Raw genomic sequence first — 18089 nt, 5'->3', positions numbered from 1 at the left:
GTTGTATGAAGATCCTGCTCACCGGCGGTACGGGCCTGATTGGTCGCCATCTCATTCCACGTTTGCAGGCGTTGCATCACGACATTACCGTGGTCACGCGCAGCCCGGAGAAAGCGCGCCAGGTGCTGGGCACCGGCGTTGAGATCTGGAAAGGCCTGGCGGAAAGGCAGGATCTGAACGGCTTTGACGCCGTCATCAACCTTGCAGGCGAACCAATCGCCGATAAACGCTGGACCGAAGAGCAAAAACAGCGTTTATGCAGCAGTCGCTGGAATATGACCGAAAGGCTGGTTGAGCTGATTCGCAACAGCGAGACGCCGCCCTCGGTGCTGATTTCAGGCTCTGCTACAGGCTACTATGGCGATCTTGGTGAAGTGGTGGTGACCGAAGAAGAGCCGCCGCACAACGAGTTTACCCATAAACTCTGCGCCCAATGGGAGCGTATCGCCTGCGGGGCGCAGAGCGATAACACCCGCGTCTGCCTGCTGCGCACCGGCGTGGTGCTTGCTCCGAAAGGCGGTATTCTCGGTAAAATGTTGCCGCCGTTTAAAATGGGGCTTGGCGGGCCCATCGGAAACGGTCGTCAGTATCTGGCGTGGATCCATATCGACGATATGGTCAACGGTATTCTCTGGCTGCTGGATAACGACCTGCGTGGGCCGTTTAACATGGTCTCTCCGTATCCGGTACGTAATGAGCAATTTGCTCATGCCCTGGGTCATGCCCTGCATCGCCCGGCGGTGCTGCGCGTGCCTGCGACGGCGATTCGTCTGCTGATGGGTGAGTCTTCGGTGCTGGTACTGGGCGGGCAGCGCGCGCTGCCAAAACGGCTGGAAGCGGCCGGGTTTACGTTCCGCTGGTATGACCTGGAAGAGGCGCTGGGGGATGTGGTGCAGTGAATATGTTAGAGTTATACGCCATGTCTGGATGATATGGCGTAACTATGGCAACCATCACCACAACCCGGCTTAACCTCACCCCTTTCGAACCTTCTGACTGGGCATTCTTCCGCTCTCTGCGCGAAGACCCCGCCATCATGCGCTATATGGCCGCTATTACACCGGAAAAAGAGACGCGCCGCGTATTTGCCGCACGCCTGATGGCGGAGCATGTCTTTGTAATCCGTCTGCATAACGACGTTAAGCCGCTCGGGGATATCGGCCTGCAAATCAGTGCGGCGAACCGTGAAGAGGCGGATATTGGCTACACGGTTGTGCCTGCCGCGCAGGGAAAAGGCATTGCCAGCGAAGCGCTGCGCGCGGTGTGTGAGTATGCATTTAACCAGACGGGCGTGAAGGCGATAAACGCGTACGTGCTGGCGGATAACGTCGGGTCGGTGCGGGTCCTTGAGAAAGCGGGTTTTGTGCGCACGCAGGTGCTGGAGAAGGCGTACGAGATTAACGGCGTACGGTATGACGACTGGGTGTATCGGCTCGAGTGTTGAATGCCGGGCGGCACTGCGTTTGCCCGGCCTACGGTTTTTGTAGGCCCGGTAAGCGAAGCGCCACCGGGCAATTGGGCGGCTCTGCGGCCTGATGCCCTCACCCCGGCCCTCTCCCACAGGGAGAGGGAGAAAGGCCAAACCTACTTCAACGAGCCTTTCAGGAACTGCTGCAAACGCGGGCTTTGCGGGTTCGCCAGCACCTCGTCCGGATGACCCTGCTCTTCAATCTTGCCCTGATGCAGGAAGATAACGTGGTTAGAAACGTTACGGGCGAAGCCCATCTCGTGCGTCACCACCACCATTGTTTTGCCCTCTTCCGCCAGCTTCTGCATGATGCGCAGCACTTCGCCAACGAGTTCAGGATCCAGCGCGGAAGTCGGTTCGTCAAACAGCAACACTTCCGGCTCCATCGCCAGCGCACGGGCGATAGAAACACGCTGCTGCTGCCCCCCTGACAGGTGCACCGGATATTTGATCTGCTGCCGCTCGTCGATACCCACTTTCGCCAGGTATTTGACCGCACGCTCGCGGGCTTCCTGCTTGCTTAAGCCGAGCACCTGAACCGGCGCTTCCATCACGTTCTCCAGCACCGTCATGTGGCTCCAGAGATTGAAGTGCTGGAACACCATTGTCAGACGCGTACGCAGCAGGCGTAGCTGATTTTTATCCGCCACTTTAAGCTGGCCGTCTTTATCACGGACCATGTTGATGTTCTGTCCGCTCACCACAATCGACCCTTCGCTCGGCTTTTCGAGGAAGTTGATGCAGCGCAGGAAGGTACTTTTACCCGAACCTGATGAGCCGATAATACTGATCACGTCGCCCGCGTTAGCCTCCAGCGACACCCCTTTCAGCACTTCATGTTCGCCGTAGCGCTTGTGCAAATCAATTACGTTTAATTTGTTCTCAGCCATCATAAATTCTCAGTGCGTCGACGGTTTTATATGCTGCAACCAGCGTTTTTCAGCCTTACGGAACAGGCTGATCAGGACGTAAGAAATGATCAAATAGAGCACTGCCGCAATGCCAAACGCCGTAAACGGCTGGTAGGTGGCAGAGTTAATATCGCGGGCAATCTTTAACAGATCCGGTACCGTGGCGGTAAACGCCAGTGCCGTCGAATGCAGCATTAAAATCACTTCGTTGCTGTAGGCCGGCAGCGCAATACGCAGCGCCGAAGGCAGAATAATACAGCGGTAGAGCTTCACGGACGAGAAGCCGTACGCGCGCGCCGCCTCGATCTCACCGTGCGGCACAGAACGGATGGCCCCGGCGAAGATCTCGGTGGTATAGGCGCAGGTATTGAGGGTCAGCGCCAGCACCGTACAGTTCAGACCGCTGCGGAAGAACGCATTCAGCATTTCAGTGCCTTTTACGATCTCAAGCGTGTACATCCCGGAATAGAACACCAGCAGCTGTACGTACAGCGGCGTACCGCGAAACACGTAGGTGAACAGCCAGATAGGGAACTGAATAAATTTATTGTTCGACACGCGGCCAATGGCAAGAAACACCGCCAGAATGCCGCCCATTACCACCGAGGAGATCAGCAGCCACAGCGTGATCGCCACGCCAGTAAAGCGGTAGCCATCTGTCCAAAGCAGGGATTTCCAGTACTCCTGAATAATCTCAATCACAGGTCAGCCCTCTTCACACCCACGGAGTAGCGACGTTCGAGCAGAAGCAGCACACCATTGGAGACGGTCGTAAAGACCAGATAGATTACGCCGCAAACCACCGCAAAATAGAACGGTTCCCAGGTGCTTTTACCTGCCAGCTGCGTGGCCTTCACCACATCTTCCAGACCCAGCAGGGAGACCAGCGCCGTTGCCTTGAGAATAACCTGCCAGTTGTTCCCGATGCCCGGCAGCGCGTAGCGCATCATGGCCGGGAACATGATCCGGCGAAACGTTTGTGAGGAGGTAAAACCGTAGGCGGTCGCCGCTTCAATATGCCCTTTCGGCACGGCCATGTAAGCGCCGCGGAAAGTCTCAGTGAAATAGGCACCGTAGATAAAACCAAGGGTAATAATACCGGCCACCATCGGGTCGATATCGATCTGTTCCATGCCGATGGCATCCGTCACGCCGTTAAGTGCGATTTGCAGGCCGTAAAAGATCAGCAGCATCAGCACCAGGTCAGGCACGCCGCGAATCAGCGTGGTATAGCCTTCAAATATCAGCGCCAGCGGTCTGTTGGCGGATAATTTAGCCCCCGCGCCCGCCAGGCCTATCAGCACCGCCAGCACCACGGAGCTGATAGCCAGCTCAAGGGTGACAAGCGCGCCCTGTAAAATAACGCCAGAAAATCCGTACAGCATACCGCGTGCCCTGTCGTCTCGTGAGTGGTGGAACCGTGTCTTTTCCCCTCCCGGAACGGGAGGGGCCGCACGTTATCAGACGGGGCGATTAGCCGCCGTAAACATTAAAATTGAAGTACTTTTTCGCCAGCTTGTCATAGGTGCCGTCCGCGCGCATCTCGGCGAACGCTTTGTTCAGGGCTTCACGCAGTTCGTTGTCTTCTTTACGCAGGCCCATACCGGTGCCAACGCCAAAGAGTTTTTCGTCCTTAATGGACGGACCGCCGAACTTGTAATCTTTACCCACAGGCTGTTTCAGGAAGCCTTCGCTTGCCGCCACTTCATCCTGGAATGCTGCATCAATGCGGCCTGCCGTCAGGTCTGCGTAGATGTTTTCCTGACCCTGGTAAGAGACAATTTCAATCCCCTTTGGCGCCCAGTGCTCGTTGCCGTAGGTTTCCTGCGTAGTACCCTGCAACACGCCCACGCGTTTGCCTTTCAGAGATTCAAGGGTTGGCTGAATGTCAGAGGATTTCGCCACCACCAGACGTGAGTCCGCCGCGTAGAGTTTGTCCGTGAAGGCAATCTCCTGCTGACGTTTTTCAGTGATGGACAGGGAGGACATGATCACGTCAATTTTCTTCGCTTTCAGGGACGGGATCAGCGCATCCAGCGGGTTTTCAACGTAGGTACATTGCACTTTAATGCGTTTGCACAGCTCGTTAGCCAGATCGATGTCAAAACCGACCAGTTCTCCCTTCGCATTCTTCGATTCGAAAGGTGCATAGGTTGGGTCAGTTCCAATACGAATTTTCTGCGGAATTGCTGCGAATGCCGCGGTGGCGCTGGAAAAAGCCAGTACCAGAGAAAGTGACAACACCAGTTTTTTCATATCTGTCCTCAACAAACTGTCTTAATACGAGATTTTTACGACGACGGGGTGTTGCTAATGTGCCATTAATCCCCTCATTCAGGCAAAGATTAATGCCTTTGAACGGGAATTTTTGCATTATAAATGCTTAACTATGCACACAGCGATCCAGCATGGTGCATGCGTTGCACCATACTGGAACACAACCCCGCAGAGATGCACCACTTCAGGGCATCTCATTCAGGCATTAATCACCGTAGACGTTGAAATCGAAGTATTTCTTCGCCAGTTTGTCGTAGGTACCGTCTTTACGCAGCTCATTAAACGCTTTGTCGAAGGCGGCTTTCAGCTCGGTATCATCCTTACGCAGGCCAATACCGGTACCGTCGCCAAAGTATTTTTTGTCTTTTACCGACGGGCCGGCAAAGGCGTACTCTTTACCCGCAGGCTGTTTCAGGAAGCCTTCGCTCGCGGCGACTTCATCCTGAAACGCGGCATCCAGACGGCCTGCCGCCAGGTCAGAGTAGATCAGATCCTGGTTCTGGTAAGCCACAACATCGACGCCCTTCTCGCGCCAGTTAGCATTGGCGTAACCTTCCTGGGTCGAACCCTGAAGCACGCCAACATGTTTGCCTTTCAGCGAGTCGATGGTCGGCTGGATTGGCGAGCCTTTCGCGGCAATCAGACGTGAGTCGGCAGCGTAGAGCTTCTCAGAGAAGGCGATCTCCTGCTGACGTTTTTCCGTGATGGAGAGAGAAGAGATAATGGCATCAATTTTCTTGGCTTTCAGCGACGGGATCAGCGCGTCAAAGTCACTGCCCACCCATGTGCATTTCACTTCCATGCGTTTGCACATCTCATTTCCCAGATCGATATCAAACCCCACGAAGTCGCCTTTCGCATCCTTGGAGGAGAATGGCGCGTAGGTTGCGTCTGTACCGATACGAACTGTCTGTGGAAGCGCTGCATAGCTACTTGCTGCCGCACTCAAGCCCACGAGCAAAGACAGAGCCAGAACCGTCTTCTTCATACATTTACCCTCAAGAACCGTGATTTTATTATGGTTTATGTTGTGTGTTGTGTTGCAGGCTGCTCTTGCAGGTCTTATGCCACATTGTCGTCGGGATAAAACTACGACGTTAAATATGTTAATAAAACGTTGCGATACTGCCTTAATGGTGAAAGATAGCAGGTCTGCCGAACGAACCGGAAAGAGAAAAAAGGAAAAAGCGAATTAAATGTCGAGGATATGATCGCGGTTGCAGTTTTGCCCTGAAACAGGGCAAATTGTCTTTTCATGCACCTTGTTTGTGCACAGCTTCACGCCCCCTGCCAGCGGGTAAAGAGATCTTCCGGCAGGTCGATATCGAACTGATCCAGCACACGGTTAACGGTCTGGTTGATGACATCGTCCAGCGTTTGCGGACGATGATAGAACGCGGGGACCGGCGGCATAATCACGGCCCCCAGTTCGGCTGCCTGCGTCATTAAACGCAGATGTCCCAGGTGCAGCGGCGTTTCCCGCACGCAGAGCACCAGAGGACGACGCTCTTTCAGCACCACATCCGCTGCACGCGTCACCAGCGTGTCGGTATAGCTGTTTACAATGCCGGAAAGGGTTTTAATCGAACAGGGCAAAATAACCATGCCGGCCGTTTTAAACGAGCCCGAAGAGATGCTGGCGGCGATATCGCGGGCATCGTGGACAACGTCAGACAGGGCCTGAACGTCGCGCAGAGAGAGATCGGTTTCAAGAGAGAGGGTCTGACGCGCCGCCTGGCTCATCACCAGATGGGTTTCTACGTCTGCAACGTCACGCAGCACCTGTAACAGCCGGACGCCATAAATCGCGCCGCTGGCACCGCTGATCCCTACAATGAGTCGTTTCATGATTTTCGCCCTTGCTGATTTCAGGGCAGACTGTGCAGGATTTTACTGGGAGTTGCAAGTGAGGGCGAGCGCCCTCACCTGCATACGCATCAACCTTCGTTGTGCATCTCTAAGCTTTCGAGATCGTTTTGCAGCTGGACGGCTTTCGCATCGTCGTTACGCAGAGAATCCAGATAGTCGAGATACTGCTGGTCAACGTCTTTCGTCACGTAGATCCCATTGAATACCGAGCATTCGAACTGCTGAATATCCGGGTTCTCGGCGCGCACCGCGTCGATCAGATCGTTCAGATCCTGGAAAATCAGACCGTCGGCACCGATGATCTGCCGGATTTCGTCTACTTCACGACCGTGAGCAATCAGCTCGTTAGCGGTTGGCATATCAATGCCATACACGTTCGGGAAGCGAATTTCCGGCGCTGCGGAGGCAAGATACACTTTCTTCGCCCCGGCCTCACGCGCCATCTCGATGATCTGCTCAGACGTCGTGCCGCGCACAATGGAGTCGTCCACCAGCAGCACGTTCTTGTCGCGGAACTCGGCGCGGTTAGCGTTCAGCTTACGACGTACTGACTTACGACGCAGCTGCTGGCCCGGCATGATAAAGGTGCGGCCCACGTAGCGGTTTTTCACGAAGCCCTGACGGTACGGCTTGTCCAGAATACGGGCAATCTCCAGCGCGATATCACAGGAGGTTTCAGGGATTGGGATGACGACGTCGATGTCGAGATCGTCCCACTCGCGGGCAATCTTCTCGCCCAGCTTCGTCCCCATATTGACGCGCGCGCTGTAAACGGAAATCTTGTCGATGAACGAGTCCGGACGCGCGAAGTAAACGTATTCGAACAGGCACGGGTTGCTCACCGGATTGTCGGCGCACTGACGGGTAAACAGCTGGCCCTTCTCAGTGATGTAGACCGCTTCGCCTGGCGCGACATCACGCAGGAATTCGAAGCCCAGAGTATCCAGCGCCACGCTTTCGGAGGCAACCATGTACTCGGAACGGCCATCGCCGAGATCACGTTTGCCGAGCACCAGCGGGCGAATGCCGTTTGGATCGCGGAAGGCTACCATGCCATGACCGATGATCATCGCCACGCAAGCATACGCGCCACGGATCTGGCGATTAGTCGCGGCAACGGCAGCAAAAATGTTGTCTGCTTCCAGCGGATAATGGCGGAAGTTATCCAGCTCGCTGGCAAAGATATTGAGCAGGATTTCAGAATCAGAGGTGGTGTTAATGTGGCGACGTTTCTCTTCAAACAGCTTTTTACGCAGCTCGTGGGCATTGGTCAGATTGCCATTGTGGGCAAGCGTGATGCCATACGGGGAGTTAACGTAAAAAGGCTGAGCCTCAGAGGCGCTGGAACTGCCAGCAGTAGGATAACGAACGTGACCGATCCCCATATTACCTTGCAGACGCTGCATATGGCGGGCTTCAAATACATCGTTTACCAGGCCGTTCGCCTTGCGTAAACGGAAGCAGTTGTTTGCATCAATGGTGATGATACCCGCAGCATCCTGCCCACGGTGCTGAAGCACCGTTAACGCGTCATAAATCGACTGGTTTACCGGCATGAAACCGGCGATACCGACAATACCGCACATTCGTCTTTTCCTCGTTAAGCCACATCTCAGGGTTTATGCCCTGGGCAAGAAACTCGACGAGCTTTGCAGATAGTCAAAGAACCATCTGATGATGAAGCTGAACTCCGGAATGAGCTGCGATTTTTGCCAGTCTTCACTTTTGGAGAACCCGGTAAAGGTATCCAGGAAGAACAGGATCGCGGCCACAATGAGCACGCCTCGCAACGCGCCGAAACAGATGCCGAGCACCCTGTCCGTTCCTGACAGACCGGTTTTCTCGACCAGCTGACCTATCACGTAATTGACGATAGCGCCGACAATCAGCGTCGCGATAAACAGCACCGCGATGGCGATTCCGTTTCGGACCAGTTCATCTTCAAAGCCCGTGAACCAGACAGACAGGTAAGTGTAGTAATGACTGGCAACAAAGAAAGCACAACCCCAGGTTACCAGCGATAACGCTTCACGAACAAAGCCACGGATCAGGCTAACCAGACAGGAAAAACCAATCACCGCAATGATGGCGTAATCAATCCAGACCATATGTGTCCCACGATTTAACGCCCTGTCATCCAGTTCGGGGCGAATTCTAACAGAAAAAGAAAACGTTTGCGTAGGGATTTCCTTCCCACGCGTAAATAAAAAAGGCGCTGAAAAAATGCTCAACGCCCCGCACCTTTGACGTTTCTGTGAACGTCTGCCTCCCCCTCACCTCGGCCCTCTCCCTCAAGGGAGAGGGAGTAAACCGACCCCTCGCCCCTTTAGGGGGAGGGCCAGGGTGAGGGGATAATTTCTATCAGTTGGCGCTGTAGTTCATCACCACACCGCTCAGGCCGGAGATTTGCTTCAGCTCGCCAAGCGAACCTTTGAGCTTATCTTTCGACGCATCCGGCCCCACGAGGATACGCGTAATTTTACCCTGTACCGGCGTGGTGGGTGAAGTATAAACACGGTATCCCGCGCCGCGCAGTTTACTCACGATCTCATTGACCTTATCTGCATTTTTCAACGCACCGAGCTGAACGACATAGGCTTTGCCGGTAGGGGCCGCGTCCTGTTTTGCCTGCGGTGGCGTTTCTGAAGCGGCTGCCAGTTGCTCGGCCGCTTTATCCCGCTGCGGTTTCGGCTGCGGCTTCTCCACCGGTTTCGGCTTCTCAACAGGCTTAGGCTGTTCTACCGGCACCGGATCAATCTCGATGTTATTGTTCGTCGCCAGGCGCGAGGGATCGAGCGACGGCGCGGCTGCATCACCTGCGCGCACCTCTTCCGCTGCGCCTTCTGGCGGCTGGGCAGGCAGCGCCTGCGTTGCCGCTGGCAACATATCGGGCTCGTCGCGATCGCCCGGTTTGGGTACCAGCGGAATGGCCGCAAATTCATCCTGGTAATGCTTTTTCTGCCCGTCGAGCAATCCCGGGAGAATAATCACCCCGAGCGCGACCAGCACAATGGTTCCTGTTAAACGGTTCTGAAACTTACTCGCCACCGGTTCTCCCCGCGTCCATCACTTCCATGACATGTGCCACCGTGTGGAATGACCCACACACCAGCACGGTATCTTCTGGTTTAGCCTCCGCCATCGCGGCACGCCAGGCCGAAACCACACTGCTGTAGATTTCGCCTTTGCCGAGATGTTCCATCAACTGCTCAGCAGTCGCGCCGCGCGGCCCTTCCAGAGGAGCACAATACCAGCTATCGACCACACTCTCCATGCAGGCCAGCGTGCCGCCGATATCTTTATCATGAAGCATACCGATAACCGCCAGCACGCGCCCGGTTTTTGGTAACGATTTGAGACGTCCTGCGAGGTACGCCGCCGCATGCGGGTTATGTGCAACATCCAGAATCAGACGCGGTGACTCACTCACAATCTGAAAACGTCCTGGTAACAGTGCGTTCTGAATGCCATCGCGGATTGCCTGCTCGCTTACCGCTAATCCGCTGGCGCGCAGGGCTGCCAGCGCAGTCGCCGCGTTAGGCTGTGGCACCTGCGGCAGGGGCAGACTCTCCAGCACGCCCTGCGCATCGCTGAAGCGCCAGCCGTTGTCCTGCACCTCATACTGCCAGTCCACGCCGCGACGCAGCAGACGAGCGCCCTTCTCTTTCGCTACCTCAGCGATGGTATGTGGCATGTCCGGTTCGCCTACCACGGCAGGCTTATTGGCCCGGAAAATACCGGCCTTCTCACGGCCAATGCTCTCGCGGTCCGGGCCCAGCCAGTCGGTGTGATCCAGCGCGATGCTGGTGACGACGGCGACATCCGCATCCACCATATTGGTGGCATCCAGACGCCCGCCCAGCCCCACTTCCAGGATCACCACGTCCAGCTGCGCCTGCTTAAACAGCCACAGCGCCGACAGGGTGCCATATTCGAAATAGGTTAATGAGGTTTCGCCGCGCGCCGCTTCGATAGCGGCAAACGACGCCGTATGGGCCGATTCCGCCAGCTCGGTGTTTTGCACCCGCACGCGCTCGGTATAGCGCACCAGATGCGGCGAGCTGTAAACGCCAACTTTGTACCCCGCCGCCATCAGGACAGATTCCAGCGTGCGGCAGGTGGTGCCTTTACCGTTAGTGCCGGCGACGGTAAACACGAAAGGCGCGGGTTTCAGCACGTCAAGACGCGCGGCAACCTGGCTTACGCGCTCAAGGCCCATGTCGATAGTTTTACTGTGCAGGTTTTCCAGATAAGAAAGCCACGCGGCCAGGGGCGACGTGGCTTGAGGAATGCTTTTATTTTCCATGATGCCCGGTTGTCATTAACGGTTTAGAAAGCAAAAGGGCAGCGCCATTCGGCCCTGCCCTTTTCAGTTATCAGGCCTCGGGTTCCTGATCCGGTACCACCACGCCTTCGCGCGGCTCGTCCGGGTTAGGCGCTGGCAGATTCATCAGCTTCGCCAGAATGCTGGCCAGTTTCAGGCGCATTTCCGGACGGCGGACGATCATATCGATAGCGCCTTTCTCAATGAGGAACTCACTGCGCTGGAAGCCCGGCGGCAGTTTCTCACGTACGGTCTGCTCGATAACGCGAGGACCGGCAAAGCCGATCAGCGCTTTTGGCTCCGCGATGTTCAGGTCGCCCAGCATGGCGAAGCTTGCAGAAACGCCGCCCATGGTTGGGTCGGTCAGTACCGAAATGTACGGCAGACCGCGCTCCTGCATTTTCGCCAGCGCCGCAGAGGTTTTCGCCATCTGCATCAGGGACATCAGCGCTTCCTGCATACGTGCGCCACCGGAGGCGGAGAAGCAGATCAGCGGGCAGTTGTCTTCCAGCGCCTGCTCAACGGCACGCACGAAACGCGCGCCGACCACGGAGCCCATTGAGCCGCCCATAAAGGAGAACTCAAACGCGGCGGCAACCACCGGCATTTCATGCAGGGTGCCTTTCATGACGATTAGCGCGTCTTTCTCGCCGGTCTCTTTCTGCGCAGAGGCCAGACGATCTTTGTATTTTTTGGAGTCGCGGAACTTGAGCACATCTTTTGGCTCCAGTTCGCTGCCCAGTTCTACCAGAGAACCTTCGTCCAGCAGGCTATGCAGGCGGTTGCGCGCCGACATACGCATATGGTGGTCACACTTCGGACACACCTCAAGATTGCGTTCCAGCTCTGCGCGATACAGAACCTGGCCGCAGCTATCACACTTCGTCCATACCCCTTCAGGAATGCTCGCTTTACGCGTTGGGGTAATGTTGCTTTTAATTCGTTCAATCCAGCTCATTGATAACCTTTCTGCCTGAACCTGGTCGTATGCCAGTTTTGCTGTAAGAGGCGAATAATGCCATTTTTGCCTCCAACAGACCATGAATGTTGCACATTAAAACATAACAGCCCGAAACTTTGGATAAAAAAGTGGTCGAACCGCCAGCGTGCATTTACTTCGCTTGCTTTGCCGCCGCGCGTTTGTGACGGATAATTTCGATGACGCCAGGCAGTACGGAAAGCACAATAATCGCTACAATCAGTAACTTAAGGTTTTCCTGAACCACCGGCAGATCGCCAAACAGGTAGCCTGCATAGGTGAACAGCAGCACCCACAGCAGCGCGCCCACCACGTTGTACATGGCAAAATGACGATAGGACATGTGACCCATTCCCGCCACAAACGGTGCAAATGTACGCACAATAGGCACAAAACGGGCAAGGATAATGGTCTTACCGCCATGGCGCTCATAGAACGCATGGGTCTTATCTAAATAACTGCGGCGGAAAATCTTCGAGTCCGGATTACTGAACAACCGCTCGCCAAACACCCGCCCGATGGTGTAGTTGACCGCATCACCAACAATCGCGGCGATGATCATCAGGACGACCATCAGATGGACATTCAGGTCATTCGTTGGCAGTGCGGATAACGCGCCCGCCACGAACAGCAGTGAATCTCCAGGAAGGAACGGCGTAACCACAAGGCCGGTTTCACAGAACAGAATGAGGAACAGAATGGCGTAAACCCAGACGCCGTACTGCGCGACCAGCTCCGCCAGGTGAACATCAATATGCAGGATGAAATCAATCAGAAAACGTATTACGTCCATATTGTCTAAGCCCTAATTGCACCTTTGTTTAGTCCGCTAAAAACAGCGGGCCCATTGGCGGTTTTGGCAGGTCGAACCGGTCCGGATAATCCACCGAAACCAGATACAGCCCTTCCGCTTTCGCCGTTGCTGCCGCAAGCGTTCTGTCCTTCGCTGCAAGCAGTTCTGCAATCCAGCTCTCCGGCTGGTGTCCGGCGCCCACTTCCATCAGGCTGCCCACAATATTCCGCACCATATGATGTACAAAGGCATTGGCTTTGATATCCACCACCACATACGCGCCATACCGACTGACGTTAATGTGCATGACGTTACGCCACGGCGTACGGGACTGACACTGCACCGCACGAAACGACGTAAAATCATTCTCTCCAATCAGACACTGCGCCGCACGCTGCATACGTTCTGCATCCAGCGGTTCATAAAAATGCGTCACGCCCTGGCTTAACACCGCCGGGCGCAGGCGCTGGTTATAGATGACATAACGGTAGCGCCGCGCCGTCGCGCTGAAACGCGCGTGAAAATCATCCGGCACAGCTTTCACCCAACGCACGGCAATGTCACCAGGCAAATTCGCATTTACACCCAGCGTCCAGGCCGCGTCTTTGCGCACGGCGGTGGTGTCAAAATGCACCACCTGCCCCGTGCCGTGAACGCCGGCATCGGTGCGGCCCGCGCAGAAGACGCTTATCGGTTCATTCGCTACCTGAGAGAGCGCTTTCTCCAGCTTCTCCTGGACGCTGCGCACCTCATTCTGCCGCTGCCAGCCATAGTATTTACTGCCATCGTATTCAATGCCGAGGGCAATTCTGTGGACCGGCTTTTGTTCCACATCTGACATCAGTACAGATACTCCTGCACCAGTTTTTCCGCGATTTTGACCGCCATCAGCGCGCCGCCGAAACGCACGTTGTCGGCAACAGACCAGAACTGCACCTGCTCAGGCATACCGTAATCGTTACGCACACAGCCCACAGAGAGATGCGCGCTGCCGGTGGCGTCGCCCACCTGCGTCGGGAATTCGCTCTCTTCGGACAGGACAATGTCCTCTCCGCGGCCAAACGCGTCGCGGGCTTCTTCAGCCGCCAGCGGACGCAGGGCTTCAAACCCGACCATCTGCGCGTGGCCGTAAAAGACCGGAGACTGCACGACATTCGCGGAGATCATCAGCCCGTCATCCTGCAAAATTTTGCGTGCTTCATCGACGATACGACGCTCTTCCCGCACCGAACCTTCACGATCCGGCAGTAGCGGCAGCATGTTGAACGCCAGCTGGCGGCCAAAGAAATCATCTTCGTCGATCGGGATACCGTTCAGCAGCTTCGCGCTCTGCCCTGCCAGTGCGTCTACGGCTTTTTTGCCGTTAGCGGAGGCTGACAGCAGGCTGGTCACGGAAATACGCGACAGGCCACCGTCGTCGATCAGCGGCTTCAGCGCGGTCAGCAGCTGGCTGGTGAGGCTGTTCGGTACTGCAATGATGTTGCGGTTGCGGTAGTCAGCCAGCACAAACGGGTTGACGTCCGGCACCACCAGCGGCACATCCGGCTCCAGGGAGAACAGGCCGCTCAGGTCGATCACCAGACAGCCTGAATTTGTCGCTTCTTCAATGTAAGACGCCGTGGCTTGCGCACCTGCGGCAAAAAACGCCAGCTGAGCCTGCGTCCAGTCAAACGCGGCGGCGTCCTGCACCATCAAGGATTTCCCGCCGAAACGCAGCTGTTCTCCTGCGCTGTCGGTACGCGCCAGTGCGTAAATCTCACCCACCGGGAACTGACGCTCAGCAAGGGTTTCAAGCAGGGCTTCGCCCACGGCGCCAGTGGCACCCAAAATGGCAATGTTCCAGCCTTCAGACATGGTGGTTTACTCCAGAAATAAAAAGCGTCCCTGCCGGAACATCCGACAGGGAGCATTAAGAAGACATTAACGTGCCGGGTGGTGAACGGCGTTAAATCCCAGTTTATGCAGCAGCCCCGCCGCTGACGCGTCATCGCACATGACATACAGGGAAGACCACTCGCGGCGCTCAAGGTAATTTTTGCGTAGCTTGTCAAACTCACCCGGAATACCCGCCACTTTACGCAGCAGCGCGTCATCGCGGCGCACATCATACACCAAATGCACCAGTCTTTTCAGCGTTGCCTCATCCAGCAGGCCATGAAGGGTAATGCGGCCAAATTCCGGGGCGGGCAGCAGCGTATCCAGCGCTACCTGCTGCGGATGGCCGATAAAGGCGCTGTAAGCCTCAAACACCTGGGTTGTGCCACGCGCTTTGCCTTCAAGGGTATAACCCGCGATATGTGCGGTACCTACGTCTACCTTATCCAGCAATGCGACGTTGAGATCCGGCTCTGGCTCCCAGACGTCCAGCACGACGCTAAGCTCTTGTTCTTCGTCGAGACATGCCAGCAGCGCCGCGTTATCCACCACCGGTCCCCGGCAGGCATTTATCAGAATAGTGCCAGCCTTGAGACGGCGGATCAGCTTTTCGTCGGCCAGGTGCAGGGTCTTATACGGCCCCTCTTTAAAGAGCGGCGTATGGAAGGTGATGACGTCGCACTCGTCGACCAGCTCATCCAGTGTGCGGAAGTCGCCTTCATCACCGTTATCCTTACGCGGCGGATCGCACAGCAGGGTGCGGATTCCCCAGGCTTCCAGACGCTTTTGCAGACGTCCGCCCACGTTGCCCACACCCACAATCCCGACGGTGCGATCTTTCAGCGTAAAACCATCGCGCTCGGCCAGCATCAATAGCGAGGAGAAAACATATTCCACGACGGCAATGGCGTTACAGCCTGGCGCCGCGGAAAAACCAATCCCCGCCTGCTTAAGCCACTGGTCATCCACATGATCGGTCCCGGCCGTTGCCGTCCCGACAAATTTAACCCCTTTGCCGGTGAGCAGCGCCTCATTTACTTTAGTCACCGAGCGCACCATCAGGGCGTCTGCATCGTCCAGTTCGCTGACCGGAATCGGGCGACCAGGGACAGCCTTAACCTCACCCAGGCGGCTGAACAGCTCACGGGCGTAAGGCATATTTTCATCAACGAGGATTTTCACGTCTGAGTACCTGTTTGAGAGGAAGTAAACCTGCCAAGTGTGCCATAATCTCGCCGCCGGGCATATATCTCCGCCCGGTTACGCAGAGTTTGACTTTAAGGATTTTTGACGATGCAGCCCATTTCAGGTACGCCTCCGCGCCCTCCGGGTGAAGGCCCCGTAACGCCCAACACGCCAGGCGAACAACCGCTCTCCACGCAGCAACGCACCGTACTGGAGCGTCTGATCACGCGTCTTATTGCGTTGACCTCACAGCAAAACGCAGAGGTGTGGGCCGGCGTGAAGCACGATTTGGGCGTCAGAAACGATGCGCCGCTACAGTCGCGCCATTTCCCTGCCGCCGAACAAAACCTGAACCAGCGTCTTACCAGCGCACAGCAGCAACATACCACCCGCCAGATTATCTCGCAGCTGACCGAGCTGTTGGGCCAGGGGAATAATCGCCAGGCGGTGAGTGATTTTATCCGTCAACAGTACGGTCATACCGCCCTGAGCCAGCTTTCGCCGGAACAGCTGAAAACCGTGTTGACCCTGCTGCAAAGCAATCAGCTTTCTATCCCGCAGCCGCAACAGCGCCCGTCTACAGAACGGCCATTGCAGCCTGCGGAGCATAATACGCTCAAGCAGATGGTCACTAAGCTGGCTGCCGCAACCGGCGAACCAACAAAGCTTATCTGGCAATCCATGCTGGAACTTTCCGGTGTGAAAGCGGGCGAGATGATCCCGGCAAAACAGTTTACCCATCTGGTCACCTGGCTCCAGGCGCGTCAGACGCTCAGCACCCAGAGCGCCCCGACCCTGCACAGCGTACAGGCGGCGCTGAAACAACCGCTGGAACCGCACGAGTTCGATACGATCCGGGATTACGCTCAGCAGAGCTGGCAGGCTACGCCGCAAACGGTGCTGACCACCGCCCAGGTGCAGGATGTGCTCAATCAGATCTTCGTTCGCCGCGCCGAGCGGGAAGGCGGCGTGCCGGAGGTAAGAAACATTCAGCCGATCTACAACCCGCTGTTTGCCCCCGTAGTTGATACGTTCAAAACGCTTTCTGCCCGTCCGGGATTGATGTTGATCGCGTTGGTGATTGCGCTGGCGATTTTCTGGCTGGTTGCGTGAGGATTTGCCCGGTGGCGCTTCGCTTACCGGGTCTACAACGGCTCGAACCGTAGGCCGGGTAAGGCGAAGCCGCCACCCGGCAACATACTACCGCTTGCGAAACGCCACCATCGTCACCACAATCCCCACCACCGCTGACACCGCACCGGCGAGAAATACGGAAGGATAGCCAAACGACGTTGCAAGCAGCCCCGCCAGCGGCCCGGTGATGCCGTATGAGATATCCTGAAACGCCGCATAGCCGCCCAGCGCCGTGCCGCGCACCTGCGGAGCCACGCGCTTCACCACTTCAACGCCCAGCGCCGGGAAGATCAGCGAGCAGCCGCAGCCGGTTAACGCCGCACCCAGCAGCGCAACGGATGCAGAGGGCGCCTGCCAGAGCAGTACCAGACCCACGGTCTCAATGACAAGTGACGACACGGCCACCTTCACGCCGCCAAAGCGATCCGGCATCCAGCCAAACAGCACGCGCATCAATACAAACGCGCCGCCAAAGGCCGTCAGCGTAAAGCCCGCCATCGCCCAGCCGCGGCTCATGAAATAGAGGGAGACAAAGGTACCAATAACCGCGAAGCCCACCCCCTGAAGCGCCAGCCCAAGCCCCGGCTGCCAGATTTGCCCCACCACGCTCCACAGCGAAGGACGCTCGCCTTTATGGGCGGGCACCTTACGCACCGAACCGTTAAACGCCCACGCCAGCAGCGGCAATACCATGGTGGTGCCTGCCAGCGCCGCAAAACCAAACTGGCTGTGGATCAGCAGCCCCAGCGGCGCGCCTGCCGCCAGTGCGCCGTAAATCGCCATCCCGTTCCAGGACATCACTTTTCCGGAACGCGCAGGTCCCACCAGCCCCATTCCCCAGGTCAGGGTGCCGGTCAGCAGCTGGCTTTCGCCAAAGCCGAGGATCAGGCGCCCTACCACCAGCAGCGCGAATTTATACGCTGCATCTATTGGCAACAGCGCCGCCAGCAGCCAGGCTCCCCCCGCCAGCCCGCAGGCAAACATGCCCTGCAACGCCGAGCGTTTTGCGCCGTGCTGATCCGCCAGGCGACCGGCGTAGCCCCGGGTTAATACCGTCGCTAAAAACTGAATGCCCACCGCAATGCCGACCATGGTGTTGCCATAGCCCAGCTCCTGGTGAACGAACAAGGGGATCACCGGCAGCGGCAGGCCAACGGTCATATAGGTCAGAAACACCGCAAAGGCGATGCGGAAAAGGGAAAGGTTCCCGGAAGGAGCGCTCTTCTCAGGGGTAACAGCCTTCATGCATAACTCCGTGTTCAGGCATAAAAAAA

The 18089-nt window shown here is 56.5% G+C and carries 19 protein-coding genes; 3 read left to right on the top strand and 16 right to left on the bottom strand.

Annotated features, from left to right (window positions below):
- The first annotated feature begins 5 nt into the window (after positions 1-5).
- Both CU081_RS11220 and CU081_RS11215 read left to right on the top strand, forming a co-directional pair.
- On the top strand, positions 6-899 hold the full coding sequence (locus tag CU081_RS11220; RefSeq protein WP_003861430.1) for a TIGR01777 family oxidoreductase: 894 nt from the start codon (positions 6-8) through the stop codon (positions 897-899).
- Between the two features lie 44 nt (positions 900-943).
- Positions 944-1444 (top strand): GNAT family N-acetyltransferase, encoded by a 501-nt coding sequence (locus CU081_RS11215; RefSeq protein WP_022651543.1) that lies wholly within the window; start codon positions 944-946, stop codon positions 1442-1444.
- Positions 1445-1584: 140 nt separating this feature from the next.
- Here the strand turns inward: CU081_RS11215 and hisP are convergent, their stop codons facing one another.
- The 15 genes from hisP to pdxB form a co-directional block, all read right to left on the bottom strand.
- Complete coding sequence (gene hisP, locus CU081_RS11210) at positions 1585-2358, bottom strand: histidine ABC transporter ATP-binding protein HisP (RefSeq protein WP_003861426.1); 774 nt, start codon at positions 2356-2358, stop codon at positions 1585-1587.
- Between the two features lie 9 nt (positions 2359-2367).
- Entirely contained in the window at positions 2368-3081 is a 714-nt protein-coding gene (locus CU081_RS11205; RefSeq protein ID WP_003861424.1) for an ABC transporter permease, read from the bottom strand.
- A complete protein-coding gene (locus CU081_RS11200) occupies positions 3078-3764 on the bottom strand; it encodes a histidine ABC transporter permease HisQ (RefSeq protein WP_015572256.1) in 687 nt (228 codons plus the stop codon). Before CU081_RS11200 ends, CU081_RS11205 begins: the two co-directional genes overlap by 4 nt.
- Positions 3765-3852: 88 nt before the next feature.
- The gene (hisJ, locus tag CU081_RS11195) at positions 3853-4635 is read right to left on the bottom strand and encodes a histidine ABC transporter substrate-binding protein HisJ (RefSeq protein ID WP_022651544.1); all 783 of its coding nucleotides are present in this window, start codon (positions 4633-4635) and stop codon (positions 3853-3855) included.
- A gap of 226 nt (positions 4636-4861) precedes the next feature.
- Positions 4862-5644 carry a lysine/arginine/ornithine ABC transporter substrate-binding protein ArgT gene (gene argT / locus CU081_RS11190; protein WP_015572255.1) on the bottom strand — a complete coding sequence of 261 codons (783 nt, stop codon included), beginning with the start codon at positions 5642-5644 and terminating at the stop codon, positions 4862-4864.
- A gap of 290 nt (positions 5645-5934) precedes the next feature.
- On the bottom strand, positions 5935-6504 hold the full coding sequence (locus CU081_RS11185) for a UbiX family flavin prenyltransferase (protein WP_003861416.1): 570 nt from the start codon (positions 6502-6504) through the stop codon (positions 5935-5937).
- Between the two features lie 89 nt (positions 6505-6593).
- On the bottom strand, positions 6594-8111 hold the full coding sequence (purF, locus tag CU081_RS11180) for an amidophosphoribosyltransferase (protein WP_008502595.1): 1518 nt from the start codon (positions 8109-8111) through the stop codon (positions 6594-6596).
- A 33-nt stretch (positions 8112-8144) separates the two neighbouring features.
- Positions 8145-8633 (bottom strand): colicin V production protein, encoded by a 489-nt coding sequence (gene cvpA / locus CU081_RS11175; protein ID WP_000262116.1) that lies wholly within the window; start codon positions 8631-8633, stop codon positions 8145-8147.
- Between the two features lie 253 nt (positions 8634-8886).
- A complete protein-coding gene (dedD, locus tag CU081_RS11170) occupies positions 8887-9573 on the bottom strand; it encodes a cell division protein DedD (RefSeq protein WP_003861412.1) in 687 nt (228 codons plus the stop codon).
- Positions 9563-10831 carry a bifunctional tetrahydrofolate synthase/dihydrofolate synthase gene (gene folC / locus CU081_RS11165; RefSeq protein WP_017692992.1) on the bottom strand — a complete coding sequence of 423 codons (1269 nt, stop codon included), beginning with the start codon at positions 10829-10831 and terminating at the stop codon, positions 9563-9565. Before folC ends, dedD begins: the two co-directional genes overlap by 11 nt.
- Before the next feature lie 70 nt (positions 10832-10901).
- The gene (gene accD, locus CU081_RS11160; RefSeq protein WP_003861408.1) at positions 10902-11807 is read right to left on the bottom strand and encodes an acetyl-CoA carboxylase, carboxyltransferase subunit beta; all 906 of its coding nucleotides are present in this window, start codon (positions 11805-11807) and stop codon (positions 10902-10904) included.
- A gap of 154 nt (positions 11808-11961) precedes the next feature.
- The gene (locus tag CU081_RS11155) at positions 11962-12621 is read right to left on the bottom strand and encodes a DedA family protein (RefSeq protein WP_003861406.1); all 660 of its coding nucleotides are present in this window, start codon (positions 12619-12621) and stop codon (positions 11962-11964) included.
- 28 nt (positions 12622-12649) lie between these two features.
- A complete protein-coding gene (gene truA / locus CU081_RS11150; RefSeq protein ID WP_001286071.1) occupies positions 12650-13462 on the bottom strand; it encodes a tRNA pseudouridine(38-40) synthase TruA in 813 nt (270 codons plus the stop codon).
- Complete coding sequence (locus CU081_RS11145; RefSeq protein ID WP_003861403.1) at positions 13462-14475, bottom strand: aspartate-semialdehyde dehydrogenase; 1014 nt, start codon at positions 14473-14475, stop codon at positions 13462-13464. The genes truA and CU081_RS11145 overlap by 1 nt, the downstream gene beginning before the upstream one ends.
- A gap of 66 nt (positions 14476-14541) precedes the next feature.
- A complete protein-coding gene (gene pdxB / locus CU081_RS11140) occupies positions 14542-15678 on the bottom strand; it encodes a 4-phosphoerythronate dehydrogenase PdxB (protein ID WP_003861401.1) in 1137 nt (378 codons plus the stop codon).
- 111 nt (positions 15679-15789) lie between these two features.
- Here pdxB and flk point away from each other — a divergent pair, with 111 nt between their 5' ends.
- The gene (gene flk / locus CU081_RS11135; protein WP_003861399.1) at positions 15790-16794 is read left to right on the top strand and encodes a flagella biosynthesis regulator Flk; all 1005 of its coding nucleotides are present in this window, start codon (positions 15790-15792) and stop codon (positions 16792-16794) included.
- 87 nt (positions 16795-16881) lie between these two features.
- Here flk and CU081_RS11130 read toward each other — a convergent pair whose 3' ends face one another.
- The gene (locus CU081_RS11130) at positions 16882-18060 is read right to left on the bottom strand and encodes an MFS transporter (protein WP_003861397.1); all 1179 of its coding nucleotides are present in this window, start codon (positions 18058-18060) and stop codon (positions 16882-16884) included.
- Between the last annotated feature and the right edge of the window lie 29 nt (positions 18061-18089).

Origin of the sequence: Enterobacter sp. CRENT-193, assembly GCF_002787395.1 — a bacterium.
Classification (GTDB): domain Bacteria; phylum Pseudomonadota; class Gammaproteobacteria; order Enterobacterales; family Enterobacteriaceae; genus Enterobacter; species Enterobacter hormaechei_C.
The sequence above is the reverse complement of the archived record's forward strand: the minus strand, read 5'-3'. Positions and strand labels throughout refer to the sequence as shown.

Excerpts from the sequence above, each read along its gene's own strand:
- CU081_RS11220 (WP_003861430.1), top strand. The coding sequence starts at position 6 with ATGAAGATCCTGCTCACCGGCGGTACGGGCCTGATTGGTCGCCATCTC.
- CU081_RS11215 (WP_022651543.1), top strand. The coding sequence starts at position 944 with ATGGCAACCATCACCACAACCCGGCTTAACCTCACCCCTTTCGAACCT.
- hisP (WP_003861426.1), bottom strand. The coding sequence starts at position 2,358 with ATGGCTGAGAACAAATTAAACGTAATTGATTTGCACAAGCGCTACGGC.
- CU081_RS11200 (WP_015572256.1), bottom strand. The coding sequence starts at position 3,764 with ATGCTGTACGGATTTTCTGGCGTTATTTTACAGGGCGCGCTTGTCACC.
- hisJ (WP_022651544.1), bottom strand. The coding sequence starts at position 4,635 with ATGAAAAAACTGGTGTTGTCACTTTCTCTGGTACTGGCTTTTTCCAGC.
- argT (WP_015572255.1), bottom strand. The coding sequence starts at position 5,644 with ATGAAGAAGACGGTTCTGGCTCTGTCTTTGCTCGTGGGCTTGAGTGCG.
- CU081_RS11185 (WP_003861416.1), bottom strand. The coding sequence starts at position 6,504 with ATGAAACGACTCATTGTAGGGATCAGCGGTGCCAGCGGCGCGATTTAT.
- purF (WP_008502595.1), bottom strand. The coding sequence starts at position 8,111 with ATGTGCGGTATTGTCGGTATCGCCGGTTTCATGCCGGTAAACCAGTCG.
- cvpA (WP_000262116.1), bottom strand. The coding sequence starts at position 8,633 with ATGGTCTGGATTGATTACGCCATCATTGCGGTGATTGGTTTTTCCTGT.
- folC (WP_017692992.1), bottom strand. The coding sequence starts at position 10,831 with ATGGAAAATAAAAGCATTCCTCAAGCCACGTCGCCCCTGGCCGCGTGG.
- accD (WP_003861408.1), bottom strand. The coding sequence starts at position 11,807 with ATGAGCTGGATTGAACGAATTAAAAGCAACATTACCCCAACGCGTAAA.
- CU081_RS11155 (WP_003861406.1), bottom strand. The coding sequence starts at position 12,621 with ATGGACGTAATACGTTTTCTGATTGATTTCATCCTGCATATTGATGTT.
- truA (WP_001286071.1), bottom strand. The coding sequence starts at position 13,462 with ATGTCAGATGTGGAACAAAAGCCGGTCCACAGAATTGCCCTCGGCATT.
- CU081_RS11145 (WP_003861403.1), bottom strand. The coding sequence starts at position 14,475 with ATGTCTGAAGGCTGGAACATTGCCATTTTGGGTGCCACTGGCGCCGTG.
- flk (WP_003861399.1), top strand. The coding sequence starts at position 15,790 with ATGCAGCCCATTTCAGGTACGCCTCCGCGCCCTCCGGGTGAAGGCCCC.
- CU081_RS11130 (WP_003861397.1), bottom strand. The coding sequence starts at position 18,060 with ATGAAGGCTGTTACCCCTGAGAAGAGCGCTCCTTCCGGGAACCTTTCC.